General features: G+C 71.6%; 19 protein-coding genes. 15 read left to right on the top strand and 4 right to left on the bottom strand.

The features are described 5' to 3' along the window. The first annotated feature begins 93 nt into the window (after positions 1 to 93). Positions 94 to 924, top strand: coding sequence for an ammonia-dependent NAD(+) synthetase (gene nadE / locus ACFV7Q_RS08895; protein ID WP_385425504.1), 831 nt, complete (start codon positions 94 to 96; stop codon positions 922 to 924). Positions 925 to 977: 53 nt separating this feature from the next. On the opposite strand, the gene ACFV7Q_RS08900 is transcribed toward nadE, so the two are convergent. After that, positions 978 to 1,790, bottom strand: a complete 813-nt coding sequence (locus ACFV7Q_RS08900; protein WP_385425507.1) for a phosphatase — start codon at positions 1,788 to 1,790, stop codon at positions 978 to 980. A gap of 56 nt (positions 1,791 to 1,846) precedes the next feature. Continuing rightward, on the bottom strand, positions 1,847 to 2,425 hold the full coding sequence (locus ACFV7Q_RS08905) for a TetR/AcrR family transcriptional regulator (protein ID WP_385425510.1): 579 nt from the start codon (positions 2,423 to 2,425) through the stop codon (positions 1,847 to 1,849). A gap of 100 nt (positions 2,426 to 2,525) precedes the next feature. On the opposite strand from ACFV7Q_RS08905, the gene ACFV7Q_RS08910 reads away from it, so the two are divergent. The 11 genes from ACFV7Q_RS08910 (at position 2,526) to ACFV7Q_RS08960 (ending at position 16,452) form a co-directional block, all read left to right on the top strand. Beyond that, positions 2,526 to 4,157: a carboxyl transferase domain-containing protein gene (locus ACFV7Q_RS08910; protein WP_385425513.1), complete on the top strand. Its 1,632-nt coding sequence runs from the start codon at positions 2,526 to 2,528 to the stop codon at positions 4,155 to 4,157. Positions 4,158 to 4,191: 34 nt separating this feature from the next. Next, positions 4,192 to 6,318 (top strand): acetyl/propionyl/methylcrotonyl-CoA carboxylase subunit alpha, encoded by a 2,127-nt coding sequence (locus ACFV7Q_RS08915; protein ID WP_385425515.1) that lies wholly within the window; start codon positions 4,192 to 4,194, stop codon positions 6,316 to 6,318. After that, positions 6,315 to 7,256, top strand: coding sequence for a hydroxymethylglutaryl-CoA lyase (locus ACFV7Q_RS08920; protein WP_385425518.1), 942 nt, complete (start codon positions 6,315 to 6,317; stop codon positions 7,254 to 7,256). Before ACFV7Q_RS08915 ends, ACFV7Q_RS08920 begins: the two co-directional genes overlap by 4 nt. A 7-nt stretch (positions 7,257 to 7,263) precedes the next feature. Then, positions 7,264 to 8,424, top strand: a complete 1,161-nt coding sequence (locus ACFV7Q_RS08925; RefSeq protein ID WP_385425521.1) for an acyl-CoA dehydrogenase family protein — start codon at positions 7,264 to 7,266, stop codon at positions 8,422 to 8,424. Between the two features lie 128 nt (positions 8,425 to 8,552). After that, positions 8,553 to 9,599, top strand: a complete 1,047-nt coding sequence (locus ACFV7Q_RS08930) for an ABC transporter substrate-binding protein (protein ID WP_385425524.1) — start codon at positions 8,553 to 8,555, stop codon at positions 9,597 to 9,599. Between the two features lie 143 nt (positions 9,600 to 9,742). Then, positions 9,743 to 10,642, top strand: coding sequence for a siderophore-interacting protein (locus tag ACFV7Q_RS08935; protein WP_385425527.1), 900 nt, complete (start codon positions 9,743 to 9,745; stop codon positions 10,640 to 10,642). A 173-nt stretch (positions 10,643 to 10,815) separates the two neighbouring features. After that, complete coding sequence (locus ACFV7Q_RS08940) at positions 10,816 to 12,297, top strand: pyridoxal phosphate-dependent decarboxylase family protein (RefSeq protein WP_385425530.1); 1,482 nt, start codon at positions 10,816 to 10,818, stop codon at positions 12,295 to 12,297. Next, entirely contained in the window at positions 12,281 to 13,600 is a 1,320-nt protein-coding gene (locus ACFV7Q_RS08945) for a lysine N(6)-hydroxylase/L-ornithine N(5)-oxygenase family protein (protein WP_385425533.1), read from the top strand. The genes ACFV7Q_RS08940 and ACFV7Q_RS08945 overlap by 17 nt, the downstream gene beginning before the upstream one ends. Then, positions 13,597 to 14,181 (top strand): GNAT family N-acetyltransferase, encoded by a 585-nt coding sequence (locus tag ACFV7Q_RS08950; protein ID WP_385425536.1) that lies wholly within the window; start codon positions 13,597 to 13,599, stop codon positions 14,179 to 14,181. The genes ACFV7Q_RS08945 and ACFV7Q_RS08950 overlap by 4 nt, the downstream gene beginning before the upstream one ends. Continuing rightward, entirely contained in the window at positions 14,178 to 15,959 is a 1,782-nt protein-coding gene (locus ACFV7Q_RS08955; RefSeq protein WP_385425539.1) for an IucA/IucC family protein, read from the top strand. The genes ACFV7Q_RS08950 and ACFV7Q_RS08955 overlap by 4 nt, the downstream gene beginning before the upstream one ends. 76 nt (positions 15,960 to 16,035) lie before the next feature. Beyond that, positions 16,036 to 16,452 (top strand): hypothetical protein, encoded by a 417-nt coding sequence (locus tag ACFV7Q_RS08960; RefSeq protein ID WP_385425542.1) that lies wholly within the window; start codon positions 16,036 to 16,038, stop codon positions 16,450 to 16,452. A 40-nt stretch (positions 16,453 to 16,492) separates the two neighbouring features. On the opposite strand, the gene ACFV7Q_RS08965 is transcribed toward ACFV7Q_RS08960, so the two are convergent. Beyond that, on the bottom strand, positions 16,493 to 18,091 hold the full coding sequence (locus ACFV7Q_RS08965; protein WP_385425545.1) for a beta-N-acetylhexosaminidase: 1,599 nt from the start codon (positions 18,089 to 18,091) through the stop codon (positions 16,493 to 16,495). Positions 18,092 to 18,142: 51 nt separating this feature from the next. Here ACFV7Q_RS08965 and ACFV7Q_RS08970 point away from each other — a divergent pair, with 51 nt between their 5' ends. From ACFV7Q_RS08970 to glmS, 3 genes are all read left to right on the top strand, one after another. Further along, positions 18,143 to 19,057 (top strand): DUF4429 domain-containing protein, encoded by a 915-nt coding sequence (locus tag ACFV7Q_RS08970; protein WP_385425548.1) that lies wholly within the window; start codon positions 18,143 to 18,145, stop codon positions 19,055 to 19,057. 109 nt (positions 19,058 to 19,166) lie between these two features. Further along, complete coding sequence (locus ACFV7Q_RS08975) at positions 19,167 to 19,442, top strand: hypothetical protein (protein ID WP_385425551.1); 276 nt, start codon at positions 19,167 to 19,169, stop codon at positions 19,440 to 19,442. 86 nt (positions 19,443 to 19,528) lie between these two features. Continuing rightward, positions 19,529 to 21,346, top strand: coding sequence for a glutamine--fructose-6-phosphate transaminase (isomerizing) (glmS, locus tag ACFV7Q_RS08980; protein WP_385425554.1), 1,818 nt, complete (start codon positions 19,529 to 19,531; stop codon positions 21,344 to 21,346). A gap of 107 nt (positions 21,347 to 21,453) precedes the next feature. Here the strand turns inward: glmS and ACFV7Q_RS08985 are convergent, their stop codons facing one another. Further along, the gene (locus tag ACFV7Q_RS08985; protein WP_385425557.1) at positions 21,454 to 22,023 is read right to left on the bottom strand and encodes a GPR1/FUN34/YaaH family transporter; all 570 of its coding nucleotides are present in this window, start codon (positions 22,021 to 22,023) and stop codon (positions 21,454 to 21,456) included. Between the last annotated feature and the right edge of the window lie 7 nt (positions 22,024 to 22,030).

Below are 22,030 nucleotides of genomic sequence, written 5' to 3' on the forward strand. Positions count from 1 at the left end.
GGACGGTCCGGGGGGTCGTCCGCCCCGGGCCCCGGGACACCCCCTGGGTAGGGTGAGCGGGACAGCACACCGTGGCCGGAACAAGGAGCAGACGTGAGCGAGCCGGCGTCCACCGCCCTCCAGCAGGAGATCGCCCGGGAACTGGAGGTCTCCGAGACCTTCGACGCCGAGCGGGAGATCGAGCGCCGGGTGGCCTTCCTCACCGAGCGGCTGACCTCCACCGGTCTGCGCTCCCTCGTCCTCGGCATCAGCGGCGGCGTGGACTCCACCACCACCGGCCGGCTGTGCCAGCTGGCCGTCGAGCGGGCCCGGGCCGCCGGGCACGAGGCGGTGTTCTACGCGATGCGGCTGCCCTACGGGGTCCAGGCCGACGAGCACGACGCCCAGCTCGCGCTGTCCTTCGTCCGGGCCGACCAGGTGCTGACCGTGGACATCAAGCCCGCGAGCGACGCCGCCCTCGACGCGTCGGCGGCCGCCGGCGTGACCTTCCGCGACGCCCACCACCAGGACTTCGTGCACGGCAACATCAAGGCCCGGCAGCGCATGATCGCCCAGTACGCGGTGGCCGGCGCGCACGACGGCCTGGTCGTCGGCACCGACCACGCCGCCGAGGCGGTCTCCGGCTTCTTCACCAAGTTCGGGGACGGCGCCGCCGACGTGGTCCCGCTGACCGGCCTGACCAAGCGGCGGGTGCGCGCCGTCGCGGACGCGCTGGGCGCGCCCGCCGAGCTGGTGTGGAAGACCCCGACGGCCGACCTGGAGACCCTCGACCCGGGCAAGGCCGACGAGGACGCGCTCGGGGTCACGTACGACCAGATCGACGACTTCCTGGAGGGCAAGCCGGTGGACGAGCGGGCCTTCGAGACGATCGTCCGCCGCTACCGGCTGACCGACCACAAGCGCCGGCTGCCCATCGCCCCCTGAGACCCCGCCCGGCGGACGTGCGCGCGGCGCGTCCGCCGGGAAGTCCCGGGGGCCTACGCCTCCAGGAGGCCCGCCGCGTCCAGCAGGTACGCGACCATCGGATCGTAGAAGCGCGGGTCGCGGACGTGGTCGTCCAGCGGGACCACCACCTGGAGGGTGCCCTCCGCCTCCCCGAGGAACAGGGCGGGGTCGTTGCAGTCCGCGTACCCGACCGCGTCCAGTCCGCGCTGCGCGGCGCAGCCCGCCCAGCCGTGGTCGGCGACGACCAGGTCGGGCTGGGGGCGGCCGGCCGCGGCGAGGCCGTCCAGGGTCGCCGCCATCGGCGCCGCCGAGTGCGTGTGCCACAGGGTGGCGCCCCGCTCCAGTACCGCGATGTCGGCGAACTGCCACACCGAGGCCTCGTCGGCCGTCAGCCCGGACGGGATGACGACGATCTCGCAGCCCGCCGCCCGCAGGGCACCGGCGGTGGCCCGGTGGACGTCCAGCAGGCCGCCCGGGTGGCCGGTGGCCAGGAGGACGCGCTGGCGGTCCAGGGCCGCCTTGCGCAGCCGGGCCGCCATCCGGTCGAGGGCGTCCAGGGTCAGTTCCGGGTCGATCGTGTCCTGGCCCTGTCGGTGCTCGGGGTCGTCGACGACCCCGCAGCGCTCGGCCATCACGGCGAGGACGTCCTGCTCGTCCGTCCAGCGGTCGCCCAGTTCCAGGCCGAGCCAGTAGTGCCGGTCGCCGTTGGCGAGCTTGCGGTAGTGGGAGAGGTTGTTCTCGCGCGGGGTGGCGACCTGTCCGGCGATCCGCGTGCGAACCAGGTGTTCGATGAGCTCGGCGCGGGTGGGTACGGACGTCTCTATCGGCTTCGGCATGCGTCCCATTCTGCCGTTGCGGACCCCGATGCGTCGGCTCCATCCCAGCCGTCGGACGCGTCGTGTCACGCGGTCAGCGCCCCGAACGCCCCGTGCGCGAGCCGCCGGAGCAGCGATTCGGTCGCCTGCCGGCCGAGCGCCGCCAGGTGCGGGGTGGAGTTCAGCAGGCCGAAGACGGCGTGCACGGCCACCCGTACCTCGGCCTCGCCGACCTGCGGGTGCAGGGCCCGTACGACGTCCACCCACAGCTCGACGTACTGGCGCTGGAGCTGGCGCACCAGCTTGCGGTCGGCCTCGCGGAGCCGGTCGAGCTCCCGGTCGTGCAGGGTGATCAGTGCGCGGTCGTCGAGCGCGAAGTCGATGTGGCCGTCGATCAGGGAGGCCAGGACCGCGGACGGGTCACCGGCGGCCTCCTCCACCCGGCGGCGCCCGCCGGTCAGCAGCCGCTCGCTGATCCCGACGAGCAGCTCGGCGAGCATGGCGTCCTTGCCCGCGAAGTGCCGGTACAGCCCGGGGCCGCTGATGCCCACGGCGGCCCCTATCTCGTCGACGCCGACGCCGTGGAACCCGCGTTCGGCGAAGAGGCGGGCGGCCTCACTGAGGATCTGCTCGCGACGGGTCGGGGCGGCCGCTGAAGTGCTCATGGGAATCCATTCTAGACAGGGGCCGTTAGCGGTCGTTAACCTTGGCTCCACAGAGGTTAACGCTCATTAACCGCGTGGACCGAGCAAGGGAGCTCGACCGATGCAGCAGGCACCCGTCCTCACGAGCGCCGCCGACCCGGCGTCCGAGGCCTGGCGCACCAACGAGGCCGCCCACCGCGAACTCTCCGAGGGCCTGCGCGCCCGCCTGGACGCGGTCCGGCTCGGCGGCGGCGAGAAGGCCCGCGCCCGCCACACCGCGCGGGGGAAGCTGCTGCCCCGCGACCGGGTGGACACCCTCCTGGACCCGGGATCCCCCTTCCTGGAGCTGGCACCGCTGGCCGCCGAGGGGATGTACGGGGGCGCGGCTCCGGCAGCCGGGGTGATCGCGGGCATCGGCCGGGTCAGCGGCCGGGAGTGCGTGATCGTCGCGAACGACGCCACCGTCAAGGGCGGCACCTACTACCCGATGACCGTCAAGAAGCACCTGCGGGCCCAGGAGGTGGCGCTGGAGAATCGTCTCCCCTGCCTCTACCTGGTCGACTCCGGCGGTGCCTTCCTCCCCATGCAGGACGAGGTCTTCCCCGACCGCGAGCACTTCGGCCGCATCTTCTACAACCAGGCCCGCATGTCCGGCGCCGGCATCCCGCAGATCGCGGCCGTCCTCGGCTCCTGCACCGCGGGCGGCGCGTACGTCCCGGCGATGAGTGACGAGGCGGTCATCGTCCGCAACCAGGGCACGATCTTCCTCGGCGGCCCGCCGCTGGTGAAGGCCGCCACCGGCGAGGTGGTCACGGCCGAGGAGCTCGGCGGCGGCGAGGTGCACAGCCGCACCTCCGGCGTGACCGACCACCTCGCGGAGGACGACGCGCACGCGCTGCGGATCGTGCGGAACATCGTGGCGACCCTGCCGGAGCGCGGGGCCCTGCCCTGGTCGGTCGAGCCGGCCGAGGAGCCGAAGGTGGACCCGTACGGCCTGTACGGCGCGGTCCCCGTCGACTCCCGCACCCCGTACGACGCCCGCGAGATCATCGCCCGGATCGTCGACGGCTCCCGTTTCCAGGAGTTCAAGGCGGAGTTCGGCACCACGCTGGTCACCGGCTTCGCCCGGATCCACGGCCACCCGGTCGGCATCATCGCCAACAACGGCATCCTCTTCGCCGAATCCGCCCAGAAGGGCGCCCATTTCATCGAGCTGTGCGACCAGCGCGGGATCCCGCTGCTGTTCCTCCAGAACATCTCCGGCTTCATGGTCGGCCGTGACTACGAGGCCGGTGGCATCGCCAAGCACGGCGCGAAGATGGTCACCGCCGTGGCCTGCACGCGCGTGCCGAAGCTGACGGTGGTCGTCGGCGGCTCGTACGGCGCCGGCAACTACTCCATGTGCGGGCGGGCGTACAGCCCCCGCTTCCTGTGGATGTGGCCCAACGCCAAGATCTCGGTGATGGGCGGCGAGCAGGCCGCCTCCGTCCTGGCCACGGTCAAGCGCGACCAGCTGGAGGCCGCCGGGCAGGAATGGCCGCTGGACGACGAGGAGGCCTTCAAGGCCCCGGTCCGCGCCCAGTACGAGGAGCAGGGCAACGCCTACTACGCCACCGCCCGGCTGTGGGACGACGGGGTCATCGACCCGCTGGAGACCCGGCAGGTGCTGGGCCTGGCCCTGACGGCGTGCGCGAACGCCCCGCTGCCGCAGAGGGACCCGGCGCAGCCGGCCTTCGGCATCTTCCGTATGTGACCTGAGATCTGTGACGTGTGACGTGAGGACCCCAATGTTCAGCACTGTCCTTGTGGCCAACCGGGGCGAGATCGCGGTCCGGGTCATCCGCACCCTGCGGGAGCTCGGGATCCGGTCGGTGGCCGTGTTCAGCGACGCCGACGCGGACGCGCGGCACGTCCGGGAGGCCGACACGGCCGTCCGGATCGGCCCGGCCGCGGCCGCCGAGAGCTACCTGGCCGTGGAGCGGCTGCTCGACGCGGCCCGGCGCACGGGCGCCGAGGCCGTCCACCCCGGCTACGGCTTCCTCGCGGAGAACGCGGCGTTCGCCGAGGCCTGTGCCGCGGCCGGCCTGGCCTTCATCGGCCCGCCGGCGTCCGCGATCTCCCTGATGGGCGACAAGATCCGGGCGAAGGAGACCGTACGGGCCGCGGGCGTTCCCGTGGTCCCCGGCTCCTCCGGCAGCGGCCTGTCCGACGCCGAACTCGTCGCCGCCGCCGAGAAGATCGGCATGCCGGTGCTGCTCAAGCCCTCCGCGGGCGGCGGCGGCAAGGGCATGCGCCTGGTCCGCGACGGAGCGCTGCTCGCGGACGAGATCGCGGCGGCCCGCCGCGAGGCCCGCTCCTCCTTCGGCGACGACACGCTGCTCGTGGAGCGCTGGGTGGACCGGCCGCGCCACATCGAGATCCAGGTGATGGCCGACGCCCACGGCAACGTGGTGCACCTGGGCGAGCGCGAGTGCTCGCTGCAGCGGCGCCACCAGAAGGTCATCGAGGAGGCCCCCTCGGTCCTGCTGACCCCGCAGATCCGGGCCGCCATGGGCGCGGCGGCGGTGGAGGCGGCGCGGGCGTGCGGGTACGTCGGTGCGGGCACGGTGGAGTTCATCGTCCCCGGCGGCGACCCCTCCTCCTACTACTTCATGGAGATGAACACCCGCCTCCAGGTGGAGCACCCGGTGACGGAGCTGATCACCGGCCTGGACCTGGTGGAGCTCCAGCTTCGGGTGGCGGCCGGCGGCGAGCTCGGGCTCACGCAGGACGACGTGGTGCTGACCGGGCACGCCGTCGAGGCCCGTATCTGCGCGGAGGACCCGGCCCGCGGGTTCCTGCCGTCCGGCGGCACGGTGCTCGCGCTGTCGGAGCCGTCGGGGCGGGCGGTGCGCACGGACTCCGGGCTGACGGCCGGGGTGGACGTCGGCTCCACGTACGACCCGATGCTGTCGAAGGTGATCGCGTACGGGCCGGACCGGGCCGCCGCCCTGCGGGTGCTGCGGGGTGCGCTGGCCGACACCGTGATCCTGGGTGTCCAGACGAACGCCGGTTTCCTGCGGCGCCTGCTGGCCCACCCGGACGTGGTGTCCGGGAACATGGACACCGGGCTGGTGGAGCGGGACCTGGCCTCGATGCTGCCGGAGGGCGTCCCGCCCGAGGTGTACGCGGCCGCCGCGCTGCTGGCCCAGGGCTCCTTCCCCCACCCCGCCCCTTCCCGGAACGCCTCAAACGCCGGCGGGGCTGGAACGGACGGCCCGGCGCGGCTCGAATGGGCCGATCCGTTCTCGGCGGCCGACGGCTGGCGGCTCGGCGGCACCCCGGCCTGGACGGTGCACCACTTCCGCCTCCCGGGCCAGGACCCGGTCACGATCCGCACCCGCCGGCGGGGCGAGGAGCTGGAGATCCAGCCCGCAGTCGACCACGAGGCCGGGGCGAATCAAGCCCCGCAGGCGATTGAGGCGCGGGGCCTGGGGCAGAGCCCCGGTGCACCGGCCCGCGGCCGGATCGTGGCCCGTACCGCTGACCGCCTCACCCTCGAACTCGACGGCGTCACGCACACCTTCAGCCACGCCCCCTCCCCGGAGGGGACCTGGCTCGGCCGCGAAGGCGACAGCTGGCACGTCCAGCACCACGACCCGGTCGCGGCGGCCCTCGGCGGCCGTGGTCATGCGGGGGCGGACACCCTGGCGGCGCCGATGCCGGGCACCGTCACCGTCGTCAAGGTGGCGGTGGGCGAGCGGGTCGCCGCCGGCCAGAGCCTGCTCGTCGTCGAGGCGATGAAGATGGAGCACGTCATCTCCGCCCCGCACGCCGGCACCGTCACCGAGCTGGACGTCTCCCCGGGCACCACGGTCGCCATGGACCAGGTCCTGGCCGTGGTGACCCCCGATGCAGAGGAGGAGGACGCATGAACGGGCTGCCCATGGCCGTCCCGGCCGCCGGTCTGCCGGCGCGGGTGCGGATCCACGAGGTCGGCGCCCGCGACGGGCTCCAGAACGAGAAGTCGGCCGTCCCGACCGCGGTCAAGGCGGAGTTCATCCGCCGGCTGGCCGCCGCCGGGCTGAGGACCGTCGAGGCCACCAGCTTCGTCCACCCCAAGTGGGTGCCCCAACTGGCCGACGCCGAGGAGCTGTTCCCGCAGCTCGACGACCTCGCCCGGACGGGGGTGCACCTGCCGGTGCTGGTGCCCAACGAGCGCGGGCTCGACCGGGCGCTGGCCCTCGGCGCGGACCGGATCGCCGTGTTCGGCTCGGCGACCGAGACCTTCGCCTCCCGCAACCTCAACCGGACGATCGCCGGCTCCCTGGCCATGTTCGAGCCCGTCGTGGCCCGGGCCAAGCAGGGGAAGGCACACGTGCGGGGCTACCTGTCCATGTGCTTCGGCGACCCCTGGGAGGGCGCGGTCCCGGTCCACCAGGTGGTCCGCGTCGCCAAGGCCCTGCTCGACCTCGGCTGTGACGAGCTGAGCCTCGGCGACACCATCGGGGTCGCCACTCCCGGGCACGTACAGGCACTCCTGTCCGAGCTCAACGAGGAGGGCGTGCCGACCGATCGGATCGGCGTGCACTTCCACGACACCTACGGCCAGGCCCTCTCCAACACCCTCGCCGCGCTCCAGCACGGCGTGACCACGGTCGACGCCTCCGCGGGGGGCCTCGGCGGCTGCCCGTACGCGAAGAGCGCCACCGGCAACCTCGCCACCGAGGACCTGGTGTGGATGCTCGACGGCCTCGGCATCGAGACCGGGGTCGACCTGGCCGCCCTCACCGCCACGAGCGTGTGGATGGCCGAACAGCTGGGGCGTCCGAGCCCCTCCAGAACCGTCCGCGCCCTCTCCCACAAGGAGTAACGAAGACATGTCCCTCGACCACCGGCTCTCCCCCGAGCACGAGGAACTCCGCCGCACCGTGGAGGCGTTCGCGCACGATGTCGTCGCACCCAAGATCGGCGACTTCTACGAGCGGCACGAGTTCCCCTACGAGATCGTCCGCGAGATGGGCAGCATGGGCCTGTTCGGCCTGCCCTTCCCCGAGGAGTACGGCGGCATGGGCGGCGACTACCTCGCCCTCGGCATCGCCCTGGAGGAGCTGGCCCGCGTCGACTCCTCGGTCGCCATCACCCTGGAGGCGGGCGTCTCCCTGGGCGCCATGCCGCTCTACCTCTTCGGTACGGAGGAGCAGAAGCAGCAGTGGCTGCCGAAGCTGTGCGCGGGCGAGGCGCTCGGTGCCTTCGGCCTGACCGAGCCGGGCGCGGGCAGTGACGCCGGCGGCACCCGCACCACCGCCGTCCGCGACGGCGACGAGTGGGTCATCAACGGCTCGAAGTGCTTCATCACCAACTCGGGTACGGACATCACCGGCTTGGTCACGGTCACCGCGGTGACCGGCCGCAAGGCGGACGGCCGTCCGGAGATCTCCTCCATCATCGTGCCGTCCGGCACCCCGGGCTTCACGGTGGCGGCCCCGTACTCGAAGGTGGGCTGGAACGCCTCCGACACCCGGGAGCTGGCCTTCGACGACGTCCGGGTCCCGCTGGCGAACCTGGTGGGCGAGGAGGGCCGCGGCTACGCCCAGTTCCTGCGGATCCTCGACGAGGGCCGGATCGCGATCGCGGCGCTGGCCACGGGCCTGGCGCAGGGCTGTGTGGACGAGTCGGTCAAGTACGCCAAGGAGCGGCGGGCGTTCGGCCGGCCCATCGGCGACAACCAGGCCATCCAGTTCAAGCTGGCGGACATGGAGATGCGCGCGCACATGGCTCGAATCGGCTGGCGCGACGCCGCCTCCCGCCTCGTTGCGGGCGAGCCGTTCAAGAAGGAGGCGGCGATCGCGAAGCTGTACTCCTCGACCGTCGCGGTCGACAACGCGCGTGAGGCCACGCAGATCCACGGCGGTTACGGGTTCATGAACGAGTACCCGGTGGCCCGGATGTGGCGCGACTCGAAGATCCTGGAGATCGGCGAGGGCACGAGCGAGGTGCAGCGCATGCTCATCGCCCGGGAGCTGGGCTTCTCCGCCTAACTCGGACATACCACAAGGGGGCCCGAAAAAACTTAGGGCCCCCTTACCGTTTTCAGCCAAGGTTAGGCTAACCTTCCCACCGAACGGCCCAGTGGTCGCCCCGGCACGTACTGAAAGCGGACACCAAAATGCCCAAGTCCCGTACCTCCCCCTTCACCCGTCGCGGTCTCATCGCCGCCGGCGGCGCTCTCGGCCTCGTCGCGGCGCTGACCGCGTGCGGCGGCGGCTCCGGCTCGGCGAAGAGCGAGGGCGACAAGGACAAGGGTGCCGCGGCCTCGGGCGCCTGGACCTTCAAGGACGACCTCGGCAAGGACATCAGCCTGAAGGCCCAGCCGAAGAACGTCGTGGCCTACACCGGCACGGCCGCCGCGCTCTACGACTACGGCGTCCAGGTCAAGGGCGTGTTCGGCCCGACCAAGACCCCCGACGGCAAGCCGGACGTGACGGCCGGTTCGATGGACATCTCCAAGGTGGAGATCCTCGGCAACGTCTACGACGAGTTCAACGTCGAGAAGTACGCCTCCCTCCAGCCCGAGCTGCTGGTCACCAACACCTGGGACGGCACGTACTGGTACGTCCCCGAGGCCTCCAAGGACAAGATCCTGAAGCTGGCCCCGGCCGCCGCGATCGGCACGGGCGGCAACGCCTCCATGGACCAGGCCCTGCAGCGCACGGCCGACCTGGCCAAGGCCCTCGGCGCCGACCTGAACGCCAAGAAGACCACCGACGCGAAGGCCGCCTTCGAGGCCGCCGCCAACAAGGTCCGCGAGGCCACCAAGGCCAACCCGGGCATCAAGGTGCTCGTCGGCTCCGGCACCGCCGACCTGTTCTACGTCTCCACCCCGAAGACCTCGGCCGACCTGAAGTACTTCGAGACCCTGGGCGTCGAGTTCGTCGTCCCGGAGCAGGACAAGCTCGACCAGGGCGGCTTCTTCGAGAGCCTCAGCTGGGAGAACGCCGGCAAGTACAAGGCCGACCTGGTCCTGCTCGACAACCGCACCGGCACCGCCCAGCCGGAGGACCTGAAGGCCAAGCCGACCTGGACCGAGCTGCCCGCCGTCAAGGCCGGCCAGGTCGCCCCGCGCGTGACCGAGCCGATCTACTCGTACGAGAAGTGCACCAAGATCCTGGAGGACCTGGCCAAGGCCATCCAGGGCGCCAAGAAGGTCAGCTGACCACCGGCCTGACGGCACCACCGGCCTGACGGCACCACCCGCCTGACGGCCCACCGACCTGAAGGCACCACCGGCCACCGGCGCCGGGACCGCGGCAACCGCCCCGGGCCCGGCGCCCGCCCGACTTCCCAGGGGGACTCCGCATGACCGCCACCGCGCCCGAGAGCACCGGGGCCGTGGCCCACTTCCGTTTCTTCACGATGGAAGTGGTCCGCACCCGGCGCCTCGGCCACTCGTTCCTGCGGGTCACCTTCGGCGGCGAGGCCCTCGCGGACTTCCGCTCGGGCGGCCGGGACCAGAGCCTGTCGCTCTTCCTGCCGCCCGCCCACCGGGAGCACACCGAGCTTCCGTCCACGGACGAGGACACCTGGTTCGCGGGCTGGCGCGGGATGCCGGACGAGGAGCGCCCGGTGATGCGCTCCTACACCGTGCGCGAGCAGCGCACGACGGCCGAGGGGGCGGTCGAGGTCGACATCGACTTCGTGCTGCACGGGGACTCCTCCCCGGCTTCCTCCTGGGCCGGGCGGGCGGTGACCGGCCGTCGGATCCTGGCGATCGGCCCGGCCGTCGCGGAGAACAAGTCCGTGCGCTTCCAGCCGCCCGCCGGCACCGACGCGCTGGTGATGTACGCGGACGAGACGGCGCTGCCTGCGGCCGCGGCCATCTTGGAGGGGCTCGACGCCGACCTGCGGGTCACGGCCTTCTTCGAGGTCCCTCACGCCGATGACCGGCTCGACCTGGCCGCCCCGGCGGGAGCGGACGTCACCTGGATCGTGCGGGAGGCCGGCCCGGGTCGTACCGGGCGCGTCGTGGACACGGTGCGCGCGGCCGAACTGCCCACCTCCGGAACCCCGTACGCCTGGCTGGCGGGCGAGGCCGGCACCATCCGCGCCGTACGCCGCCACCTGGTGCAGGAACGTTCCATCGACCGGCGTGCGGTGCGCTTCACCGGCTACTGGCGCCTGGGGGCGAGCGAGGAGGAGCTCCTCGCCGAGGCGTACGCGGGCCGGGCTCCCAGCGAGGACCCCGGCGCCGCCCTGTAGCGGACTCCGGGCAGCCGCGCGCAGCTCCGCAGCGGCCCGTGGACACGCTCGACGGCTCTTCGGCGGGCCCTGGCTTTTCGGCCAGGGCCCGCCTCCATTTGGCTTGCAACTTAGGTTAGGCTAACCTAAGAACCACCTTCCCCACCCTTCTCCCCCTGCCCGGAGGAAAGTTGATGCGCTCGCATCTCCTGAACGAGACGACCTCGGAGCACTACCGCCGCTCCGTCACCGAGGGCGTCGAGCGCGTCGCGGCCAAACTCGCGAGCGTCCAGGGACCCCACACCGGGATATCGGTCGACGAACTCGCCCCGGTCGTCAACGGGATCGACCTGGACCGGCCCCTGGACGACCCGGCCGCCGTCCTCGACGAGCTGGAGGAGGTCTACCTGCGGGACGCGGTGTACTTCCACCACCCGCGCTACCTGGGCCACCTCAACTGCCCGGTCGTCATCCCCGCCGTCCTCGGCGAGGCGATCCTCTCGGCCGTCAACTCCTCCCTGGACACCTGGGACCAGTCCATCGGCGGCACCCTCATCGAGCGCCGCCTGATCGACTGGACCGCCGGGCGCATCGGCCTCGGCCCGGCCGCGGACGGCATCTTCACCTCCGGCGGCAGCCAGTCCAACTTCCACGCGCTGCTCCTGGCCCGCGACGAGGCCTGCCGGAAGGTCATGCAGGGCAGCGGACGCGCCCTGGCCAAGTCCGAGGTGCTGCCGAAGCTGCGCATCTTCACCTCCGAGGCCAGCCACTTCAGCGTCAAGAAGTCGGCCGCCATGCTCGGACTCGGCTACGAGGCCGTCATCGCCGTCCCGGTCGACCGCAACCGCCGCATGGACACCTCCGTCCTCGCCCTGGAGCTGGAGGAGTGCGTCCGCGAGGGCCTGCACCCGATGGCCGTCGTGGCCACCGCCGGCACCACCGACTTCGGGTCCATCGACCCGCTCCCCGAGATCGCCCGCCTGACCGCCGAGCACTCCGCGTGGATGCACGTGGACGCCGCCTACGGCTGCGGACTGCTGGTCTCCCCCACCCGCCGGCACCTGCTCGACGGCATCGAGCACGCCGACTCGGTGACGGTCGACTACCACAAGTCCTTCTTCCAGCCCGTCAGCTCCAGCGCGATGCTGGTCCGCGACCGCGACACCCTCAAGCACGCCACCTACCACGCGGACTACCTCAACCCGCGCCGCATGGCCGAGGAGCGGATCCCGAACCAGGTCGACAAGTCCATCCAGACCACCCGCCGCTTCGACGCGCTCAAGCTCTGGATGACCCTGCGCACCATGGGCGCCGACGGCATCGGGCAGCTCTTCGACGAGGTCATCGACCTGGCCGCGGCCGGCTGGGACATCATCGACGCCGACTCCCGCTACGAGGTCGTCGTCCGCCCGCAGATCTCCACCCTGGTCTTCCGCTACGTCCCCGAGGGCGACGTCCGCGCCGACCTCGTCGACGAGGCCAACCTGCACGCCCGCAAGGCCCTGTTCGCCTCCGGTGAGGCCGTCGTCGCCGGCACCAAGGTCGACGGGAAGCAGTACCTGAAGTTCACCCTCCTCAACCCGCAGACCACCACGGCCGACATCGAGGCCGTGCTCGACCTCCTCGCGTCCCACGCCGAGCAGTACCTGGGAGAATCCCTTGCAGTCGTCTCGTGAGCCCCGTGACCCCCGCCGGCCCCACGATTTCATCGGTATCGGCCTCGGTCCCTTCAACCTGGGACTCGCCTGCCTGACCGCCCCGATCGACGAGCTCGACGGCCTCTTCATCGAGACGAAGCCGCACTTCGAGTGGCACGCCGGGATGTTCCTGGACGGCGCGCACCTGCAGACGCCGTTCATGTCGGACCTGGTCACCCTGGCCGACCCCACCTCGCCCTTCTCCTTCCTGAACTACCTGAAGGACAAGGACCGGCTGTACTCCTTCTACATCCGGGAGAACTTCTACCCGCTGCGGACCGAGTACAACGACTACTGCCGCTGGGCCGCCGACCGCCTCGACAACGTCCAGTACTCCACCTCCGTCACCGAGGTCACGTACGACGAGCAGGCCGGCCTGTACTCGGTCAGCACCGACCGCGGCGAGACGCACCTGACCCGCCGCCTGGTCGTGGGCACCGGCACCCCGCCGTACGTCCCCGCCGCCTGCGGGCAGCTGGCCGGCGACTTCATCCACAACTCCACCTACATGCAGCACAAGGCGGAGCTCCAGAAGAAGAAGTCCATCACGCTGGTGGGCTCGGGACAGAGCGCCGCGGAGATCTACTACGACCTGCTGGCGGAGATCGACGTCCACGGCTACCAGCTCAACTGGGTCACCCGCTCCCCGCGGTTCTTCCCGCTGGAGTACACCAAGCTCACGCTGGAGATGACCTCCCCGGAGTACGTGGACTACTTCCACGCCCTCCCCGAGGAGACCCGCTACCGCCTGGAGACGCAGCAGAAGAACCTCTTCAAGGGCATCGACGGCGAACTCATCAACGCCATCTTCGACCTGCTCTACCAGAAGAAGGTCGGCATGCCCGGCCCGGTGCCCACCACCCTGCTGACCAACACCTCGCTGAACTCGGCGGCGTACGACACCACCACCGGCACGTACACCCTGGGCCTGCGCCAGGAGGAGCAGGAGCGCGACTTCTCCCTCTCCACCGAGGGCCTGATCCTCGCGACCGGCTACAAGTTCGTGCTGCCGGAGTTCCTGGCGCCGGTCCGTGACCGCCTCAACTTCGACGGCCACGGCCGCCCCGACGCGGCCCGCAACTACAGCATCGACGTGACCGGCCGCGAGGTCTACCTGCAGAACGGCACCGTCCACAACCACTCGATCACCGCGCCCGACCTGGGCATGGCCGCGTACCGCAACGCCTACCTCGTCAAGGAGATGCTGGGCCGCGAGTACTACAAGGTCGAGAAGTCCATCGCGTTCCAGCAGTTCGCGGCCCCGGAAGGCACGCACATATGAGCACCACCGAGACCCTGTACTCCCGCACCGACGCGGACCTCGGCACCTTCGCCATCCGCCCCCTGGACCCGTTCTCCGACGCGGAGCTGCTCCACGGCTGGGTGACCCACCCCAAGGCGGCGTTCTGGATGATGCAGGACGCCTCGCTGCCCGACGTCGAGCGCGAGTACATGAAGATCGCGGCCGCCGAGCACCACCACGCGTTCATCGGCCTCCACGAGGGCCGCCCGGCCTTCCTGATGGAGCGCTACGACCCGAGCGAGCTGGAGCTGGTCGGCCTGTACGACGCCCAGCCCGGCGACGTCGGCATGCACTTCCTCGTCGCGCCCAGCGACACCCCCCTGCACGGCTTCACCCGCGCCGTCATCACCACCGTGATGGCCGCCCTGTTCGCGGACCCGGAGACCCGCCGCGTCGTGGTCGAGCCGGACGTGAACAACACGGCCGTGCACGCCCTGAACGAGGCCGTCGGCTTCGTCCCGCAGGGCCCGGTGCAGAAGCCGGAGAAGCAGGCCCTGCTGAGCTTCTGCACCCGCGAGCAGTTCGAGGCGGCCACCGGCCTGACGGGAGCGTCGGTATGAGCCTCGCCGACGCGATCTCCCACCTCTCCCCCGAGCTGTGGGAGCGGGCGAACCGCGCCCTGGTCCGCAAGGCCCTGGCGGAGTTCTCCCACGAGCGCCTGCTGACCCCGAAGCCGCTCGGCGACGGATCGTACTCCGTCCGCAGCGACGACGGCACCGTCGAGTACCGCTTCACGGCCACCCGCCACGAGCTCGACCACTGGACCGTGGACGAGTCCTCGGTCACCCGCCTCCAGAACGGCACCGAGCTCCCGCTGGACGCCCTCGACTTCCACATCGAGATGCGCGAGGCCCTGGGCCTGAGCGCCGAGGTCCTGCCGGTCTACCTGGAGGAGATCTCCTCCACGCTGGCGGGCTCGGGCTTCAAGTACACCAAGCCGCAGGTGCCGGCCGCCGTCCTGGCGAAGTCCTCGTTCCAGGACGTCGAGACGGGCATGACCGAGGGCCACCCCTGCTTCGTGGCCAACAACGGCCGCCTCGGCTTCGGCGTCCACGAGTTCCGCGCGTACGCGCCGGAGGCGGCGAGCCCCGTCCACCTGGTGTGGGTGGCGGCCCGCAAGGACGTCTCCACCTTCACGGCGGGCGCCGGCCTGGAGCACGACTCCTTCATGCGGGCGGAGCTGGGCGAGGAGACCCTCGCGGTCTTCGAGGAGCGGATGGCCGCCCAGGGCCTGGACCTGGCGGACTACCACCTGCTGCCCGTCCACCCCTGGCAGTGGTGGAACAAGACCACGGTGACCTTCGCCGCGGAGATCGCGGGCCGGCGGCTGGTGCTGCTGGGCGAGGGCACGGACAGCTACCTGGCGCAGCAGTCCATCCGGACCTTCTTCAACACGAGCGCCCCCGAGAAGCACTACGTCAAGACGGCGATCTCGGTCCTCAACATGGGCTTCATGCGCGGCCTGTCCGCGGCCTACATGGAAGCCACCCCGGCGATCAACGACTGGCTGCACCGCCTGATCGAGGGCGACGAGGTCCTGCAGTCGGTGGACTTCTCGATCATCCGCGAGCGGGCGGCGATCGGCTACCACCACCGCCAGTACGAGCGCGCCACCGACCGCTACTCGCCGTACCGCAAGATGCTGGCCGCGCTGTGGCGCGAGTCGCCCGTCGCGTCGCTGAAGGAGGGCGAGCGCCTGGCGACCATGGCGTCGCTGCTCCACGTGGACTCCGAGGGACGGTCCTTCGTCGGCGCCCTGATCGCCGAGTCGGGCCTGACGCCGGCGGAATGGCTGCGCCACTACCTGCGGGCGTACCTGGTGCCGCTGCTGCACTGCTTCTACCAGTACGACCTGGCGTACATGCCGCACGGCGAGAACACCATCCTCGTCATCGAGGACGGCGTGGTGAAGCGGGCGATCTTCAAGGACATCGCCGAGGAGATCGTGGTCATGGACCCGGACGCGGTCCTGCCGCCGGCGGTGGAGCGGATCCGGGCGGACATCCCGGAGGACATGAAGCTGCTGTCGATCTTCACGGACGTGTTCGACTGCTTCTTCCGCTTCCTGGGGCCCATCCTCGCCACCGAGGGGGTCTGCGAGGAGGACGTGTTCTGGCAGGCGGTCGCGGACTGCGCCCACGCCTACCAGGACTCGATGCCGCAGCTCGCGGAGCGCTTCGAGCGGTACGACCTGTTCGCCGAGGAGTTCCAGCTGTCCTGCCTCAACCGGCTCCAGCTGCGCAACAACAAGCAGATGGTCGACCTCGCCGACCCGTCGGCAGCCCTCCAGCTGATCGGCAACCTCAAGAACCCCGTCGCGCCCTTCGCGCGGCGGTAGGCACGGGGCGGGCGGTGCTTGACGATACGGTCCCTCGCAAGCACCGCCCGCTTCCAGCCTGCTAGCGTCCGCACACATGGTCGAATTCACCAACAGGCGGGACATCACCTCGCCCGCTCAGCTCGCTCCCGTGCAACTCGAACAGCTCGTGCTGTGTGGGGCCGCCTACGACGACGAGGACCTCCCGGCCGAACGGCGCCTGAACCAGGACGCGCCCGACGACGAGGCGGTGCTGTACTCCTGTGAACTCTGGGACGTGGTGGCCGCCGACGGGTCGCCCGTCTACGAGGCGTGGTTCTACCAGTCGGACAGCGGATCGATCTTCCTGGCGGGTACCACCGAGATGGTCGCCCAGATCATCCAGTGCGGCCTGGAGTGCGAGGACGCGGAGCGTGAAGGGGAGCTGGGTGCCGCGCTGGTCCGCGCCGGCCTCCTCCCGCCCGGCGACTCGGAGTACCGGCGTTTCAGCGGGGCTGCCGCCCCGGAGGCGTAGCCCGTAGGACCGGTCCGCGGCAGACGCCCGAGGACCGCGCCTACGGCCAGGGCACGTCCGGGGCGCGGTGGAAGGTGATCCCCTGCGCGTCCAGGCGGGCCCCGTGGGCGGCGAGGCGCCCGCTGTACGCGCCCCAGTCGCGCGCGGCGGCCGGGCTCCAGCCCAGTTCCGCCAGGCTCAGCACCCGGGGGAAGGCCATGAACTCCAGGTCGGCGCGGGTCGCGATGGTCTCCGTCCACAGGGGCGCCTCGACGCCGAGGACGGCCGATTCCGGGACGTCCGGCAGGTACGCCCCCGGGTCCCAGTCGTAGGAGCGGCGCACCGGGACGTATCCCGCCCAGGCCAGGCCCTGCTTCGTCGCCGCGTCGTACTTCATGTCCAGGTACAGCCGGTCCGCCGGCGACAGGACCAGCGGGTGGCCGGCCTTCGCCGCCGCGGCCACCGCCGCCTTCTCCGCCGCCGCGGTCCGGTCGTGGCCCCAGTACTGCAGGACCGCGCCCGCGGCCGGCCGGGCCGAGGCCAGCTGGTGCCAGGCCACCACCGTCTTGCCGTACCGCGCGACGGTCTGCTGCGCCCGGTCCATGAACGCCGCGTAGTCCGCGGCCGGCGTCCGGTGGGCCTCGTCGCCGCCGATGTGCAGGTAGCGGCCGGGGGTGAGCGCGGCCAGCTCCCCGAGCACGTCCTCGACGAACTCGTACGTCCGCTCCTTGCCGACGCACAGCGAGCTGAAGCCGACCTTGGTGCCGGTGTAGCGCTCGGGCGCCTTGCCGTCGCAGTTCAGCTCGGCGTAGGAGGCGAGCGCGGCGTTGACGTGGCCCGGCATGTCGACCTCGGGGACCACGTCCACGTACCGCTCGGCCGCGTAGGCCACCAGGTCCCGGTACTGCTCCTTCGTCCAGTACCCGCCGGGGCCGCCGCCGACCTCGCTGCCGCCGCCGTACTCGGCGAGCCGGGGCCAGGAGTCGATCGCGATGCGCCAGCCCTGGTCGTCGGTCAGGTGCAGGTGGAGGGCGTTGACCTTGTACTGGGCGAGCTGGTCCACGTACCGCTTGGCCTGGTCCACCGTGAAGAAGTGGCGGGCGACGTCCAGCATCGCCCCCCGGTACGCGAAGCGGGGCGCATCGGTGATCCGGCCCCCGGGGACGGTGCCCGGCCCGGCCACGGGCAGCAGCTGGCGCAGGGTCTGCCCGGCGTGGAACAGGCCGGCCGGGGTGCGGGCGGTCAGGGTGACCCCGCGCGGGCCGGAGTCCAGCCGGTAGCCCTCCTCGCCGAGCCCCTCGGCCCGGGCGTCGATCCGCAGCCGGATCCCGTCGCCGGCCGAGCCGTGGATTACGGGCAGCGGCAGCCCGGTGGGGCCGCGCAGCTGCTCGGCGAGGAGCTCGCCGACCCGCCGGACCTCGGCGTGGCCGGCCGGGCCGGTACGGATGACCGTGGCCGCCGCGACGGGGTAGCCCGGACCCTCGGCGTGCGCGGAGGCGGGGGCGGGCAGGAGCCGCTGGAAGGGGGTGGGGGTGGTGGCGGGGTGGGCCTCGCCTGGGCGGGCGTCCCCGGGTCGGGCGTCGTCGCCGCGGGCGGAGGCGCAGGAGACGAGCGCGCCGAGGACGAGGAGGGCGCCGAGCGTGCGTCGCAGGACTCTCATGGCCCAGGTATAGGCCAACTGCCGTGCGGGGGACGGTGCGAGAATCGCCGGATGGCGGAAATCATCCAGAAGGACGGTACGTGGACCTTCGACGGGGACGCGGTGCGCATCGTGCCCGGTCGGGACAAGGGAGTGGGTCTGCTGCGGCAGACCCTCGGCGAGGTGGTCGTACCCCTGCGGGCGCTGGCGGGGATCAGCCACGAGCCGGGGCGGAAGTCGGGCCGGCTGAGGCTGCGGCTGCGCGACGGGGCGTGCCCGCTGCTCCAGGTGACCGGGGGGCGCCTGCCGGAGGCCTCCGACCCGTACCGGCTGACCGTGGATTCGGACCGCAGCGGGGTGGCCGACTACTTCGTGGACGAGGTGCGCAACGCGCTGGTGCTGGAGCAGGTGCCGGCGGGGCCGGTGGACGCGTACCTGCTGCCGGGGCCGGCGGTGCCGATCACGGTGGGGGCGGGTGACGGGACGGTGGCCTTCGACGGGGACCGGGTCGGCCTGGACTGGAACTGGACGTCGGAGGAGGCCAAGAGCTCGGGCGGGCCGCGCGAGTTCCGGGTCGGTGACCTGCGGTCGGTGGAGTGGTCCCCGTCGAAGGGCCTGGACAACGGCTGGATCCGGTTCGGCCTGGCGGGGGCGGCACCGGCTCCGGCGCCCAAGTACGACCCGTACGCGGTGGAGCTGTTCGGCTTCAAGAAGGACCCGCTGATGGCCCTGGTCGCGGCGGCCGTGGCGGTGCGGATGCCGCATCCGGCGGCGCCGGCCGAGCCCGTTCCGGTGCCGGCGCAGTCGCCGTCGCTGGCTCCGGCGCCCGCGGCGGAGGCGGCGTCCGCGCCGGCCGGGGCGGGGGGCGGGGAGGACCACGACGCGCTGCTTCGGCGGCTGCGGGAGCTGGGTGAGCTGCACCACGCGGGGATCCTCACGGCGGACGAGTTCGCCGCCGCCAAGCAGGCCGTTTTGCGTCGGTTTTAGCCGGTTGAGTAGCGGATCGATGCATTCCGCAGGTACGTACCAGCGTGATCCTGCCCGCATTCGGGCAGGATCTTTGCTTTTCCAGGGCGCCGGGCGTCAATATCTACGAGTGCTCGACCGCCGCCCGTCGTACGACGACCTCGTCGAACACCTGGTGCGCAGCACCGCGCTGCGCCGCGGGGAGGCCGCCCGGGTGGTGCTCGACGTGCTCGCGTACTTCGACGAGACGACCGAGGAATTCGTCCGGCGCCGCCACCGGGAACTGCAGTCCGGTGGGGCCGTCAACGCGGAGATCTTCGAACGGATCGCGGCCGAGCTGCCGCACCGGGCCGTGGCGCCGCCGGAGCTGTCCCTGCGACAGCTCCGCCGCATCGTCTACGGCTGACCGGCCCGCACGGCAGCGGTCACGGCACACCCGCCGCTCCGGCAGCGGCGACAGCGACACCCGAACCTCAGGAGGGGCAACACTTCATGTGCGGAATCGTGGGATACATCGGCAAGCGCGACGTGGCGCCGCTGCTGCTCGAAGGCCTGCAGCGGCTTGAGTACCGCGGGTACGACTCCGCGGGCATCGTCGTCAACAGCCCGAAGTCCACGGCGCTGAAGGTCGTCAAGGCCAAGGGCCGTGTGCGCGACCTGGAGACCCGCGTCCCCAAGCGCTTCGCAGGCACCACCGGCATCGCCCACACCCGCTGGGCCACCCACGGCGCCCCGAGCGACACCAACTCCCACCCGCACCTGGACACCGAGGAAAAGGTCGCGGTCGTCCACAACGGCATCGTCGACAACGCCGCCGAGCTCCGGGCCAAGCTGGAGGCCGAGGGTGTGGTCTTCGTCTCGGAGACCGACACCGAGGTGATCGTCCACCTCATCGCCCGCTCCGAGGCCGACACCCTGGAGGAGAAGGTCCGCGAGGCCGTCAAGGTCATCGAGGGCACCTACGGCATCGCCGTCATGCACGCCGACTTCGCCGACCGCATCGTCGTCGCCCGCAACGGCTCCCCGGTGATCCTCGGCATCGGCGAGAAGGAGATGCTCGTCGCCTCCGACGTGGCCGCCCTGATCGCCCACACCCGCCAGGTCGTCACCCTGAACGACGGCGAGATGGCCACCCTCAAGGCCGACGACTTCCGCACGTACACCACCAGCGGCACCTCCACCACCGCCACCCCGGAGACCGTGGAGTGGGAGGCCGCCTCGTACGACATGGGCGGCCACGACACCTACATGCACAAGGAGATCTCCGAGCAGCCCGACGCGGTCGACCGCGTGCTGCGCGGCCGGATCGACGACCGCTTCTCCACCGTCCACCTGGGCGGCCTGAACCTGGACCCGCGCGAGGCGCGCGGCATCCGCCGGGTCAAGATCCTGGGCTGCGGCACCTCGTACCACGCCGGTCTGATCGGCGCGGGCCTCATCGAGGGCATGGCCCGCATCCCCGCGGACGCCGAGCCCGCCTCCGAGTTCCGCTACCGCAACCCGGTCGTGGACCCCGACACCCTCTACATCGCCGTCTCCCAGTCCGGTGAGACCTACGACGTCCTCGCCGCCGTGCAGGAGCTCAAGCGCAAGGGCGCCCGCGTCCTCGGCGTCGTCAACGTGGTCGGCTCCGCGATCGCCCGCGAGGCCGACGGCGGCGTGTACGTGCACGCCGGCCCCGAGGTCTGCGTGGTCTCCACCAAGTGCTTCACCAACACGGTCGTGGCCTTCGCACTGCTCGCCGTGCACCTGGGCCGGATACGCGACCTGTCCGTCACCGACGGCAAGCGCATCATCGAGGGCCTGCGCCGCCTGCCCGCCCAGATCGAGGAGATCCTCAAGGGCGAGGAGGACATCAAGAAGCTCGCCGCCGAGTACGCGGACGCCAAGTCGATGATGTTCATCGGCCGCGTGCGCGGTTACCCGGTGGCCCTGGAGGCCTCCCTGAAGCTCAAGGAGATCTCCTACATCCACGCCGAGGCCTACCCGGCCTCCGAGCTCAAGCACGGTCCGCTCGCCCTGATCGAGCCGGCGATGCCGACGGTCGCGATCGTCCCGGACGACGACCTGCTGGAGAAGAACCGCGCCGCGCTGGAGGAGATCAAGGCCCGCAGCGGCCGGATCCTGGCGGTCGCGCACCGCGAGCAGGAGAAGGCGGACCACACCATCGTCGTCCCGAAGAACGAGGACGAGCTGGACCCGATCCTGATGGGCATCCCGCTGCAGCTGCTGGCGTACCACACGGCTCTGGCCCTGGGCCGGGACATCGACAAGCCGCGCAACCTGGCGAAGTCCGTCACGGTCGAGTAGTCGACCCGACGCAGGCGCGTACGAGAACGGCCCCCGGGACACCCGGGGGCCGTTCCGCGTTTCGGCCGCACGGTCAGGCCCTGCGGCCGGTCAGGCCCTGCGGCCGGTCAGCCTGCGGTGACCGTGCTGCCGCGGGATGCCTTGCCGAGGGCGGTCGGCCAGTGGGCCAGAGCCGCCGTGGCGCCGTACCAGGTCAGCAGCCCGGAGACGGCGGCCACCCAGCCGGCGGCCTTGGCCAGGCCGCCGCTGTCGGCGAGGGTGCCGATCGCGAGGAGCAGCAGGGACAGGGTGAGCAGGGCGTATGTGCCCTGGCCGAACAGTCCGCTCGCGGCGCCCGTGGTGAGGGTCAGCGCGAGGAGCGCGAAGAGGACCAGGAACAGGCCCGCCGCGTGCGCGGAGGCCTTGGCGTCGGCCCCTGCGGCCCAGGTGAACCAGAAGGCGCCGAGGCCGGCGAACGCCGTGCCGTTGAAGCCGTTTCCGCCGCGGAACTCCAGGAGCCCGAGGACGAAGAGGCCGAGGCCGCCGACGTAGGTCGCGAGCGAGACGGCGTCCGCCGCGGACACCCCGCCGATGATGCCGGTGTGGCCGATACCGAATGCGAGAAGGGTGAGACCCAGGGCGATGTTCCCGAGGGTCGAGGTCGAGGCCGTGCTTCCCGCAGAGACACCATTGTCCACGGCGGGC

It is taken from the genome of Streptomyces sp. NPDC059851 (genome assembly GCF_042732005.1).
Classification (GTDB): domain Bacteria; phylum Actinomycetota; class Actinomycetes; order Streptomycetales; family Streptomycetaceae; genus Streptomyces.

Excerpts from the sequence above, each read along its gene's own strand:
- ACFV7Q_RS08935 (WP_385425527.1), top strand. The coding sequence starts at position 9,743 with ATGACCGCCACCGCGCCCGAGAGCACCGGGGCCGTGGCCCACTTCCGT.
- ACFV7Q_RS08925 (WP_385425521.1), top strand. The coding sequence starts at position 7,264 with ATGTCCCTCGACCACCGGCTCTCCCCCGAGCACGAGGAACTCCGCCGC.
- ACFV7Q_RS08960 (WP_385425542.1), top strand. The coding sequence starts at position 16,036 with ATGGTCGAATTCACCAACAGGCGGGACATCACCTCGCCCGCTCAGCTC.
- ACFV7Q_RS08930 (WP_385425524.1), top strand. The coding sequence starts at position 8,553 with ATGCCCAAGTCCCGTACCTCCCCCTTCACCCGTCGCGGTCTCATCGCC.
- ACFV7Q_RS08900 (WP_385425507.1), bottom strand. The coding sequence starts at position 1,790 with ATGGGACGCATGCCGAAGCCGATAGAGACGTCCGTACCCACCCGCGCC.
- ACFV7Q_RS08965 (WP_385425545.1), bottom strand. The coding sequence starts at position 18,091 with ATGAGAGTCCTGCGACGCACGCTCGGCGCCCTCCTCGTCCTCGGCGCG.
- glmS (WP_385425554.1), top strand. The coding sequence starts at position 19,529 with ATGTGCGGAATCGTGGGATACATCGGCAAGCGCGACGTGGCGCCGCTG.
- ACFV7Q_RS08955 (WP_385425539.1), top strand. The coding sequence starts at position 14,178 with ATGAGCCTCGCCGACGCGATCTCCCACCTCTCCCCCGAGCTGTGGGAG.
- ACFV7Q_RS08970 (WP_385425548.1), top strand. The coding sequence starts at position 18,143 with ATGGCGGAAATCATCCAGAAGGACGGTACGTGGACCTTCGACGGGGAC.
- ACFV7Q_RS08950 (WP_385425536.1), top strand. The coding sequence starts at position 13,597 with ATGAGCACCACCGAGACCCTGTACTCCCGCACCGACGCGGACCTCGGC.
- ACFV7Q_RS08905 (WP_385425510.1), bottom strand. The coding sequence starts at position 2,425 with ATGAGCACTTCAGCGGCCGCCCCGACCCGTCGCGAGCAGATCCTCAGT.
- ACFV7Q_RS08910 (WP_385425513.1), top strand. The coding sequence starts at position 2,526 with ATGCAGCAGGCACCCGTCCTCACGAGCGCCGCCGACCCGGCGTCCGAG.
- ACFV7Q_RS08940 (WP_385425530.1), top strand. The coding sequence starts at position 10,816 with ATGCGCTCGCATCTCCTGAACGAGACGACCTCGGAGCACTACCGCCGC.
- ACFV7Q_RS08915 (WP_385425515.1), top strand. The coding sequence starts at position 4,192 with ATGTTCAGCACTGTCCTTGTGGCCAACCGGGGCGAGATCGCGGTCCGG.
- ACFV7Q_RS08920 (WP_385425518.1), top strand. The coding sequence starts at position 6,315 with ATGAACGGGCTGCCCATGGCCGTCCCGGCCGCCGGTCTGCCGGCGCGG.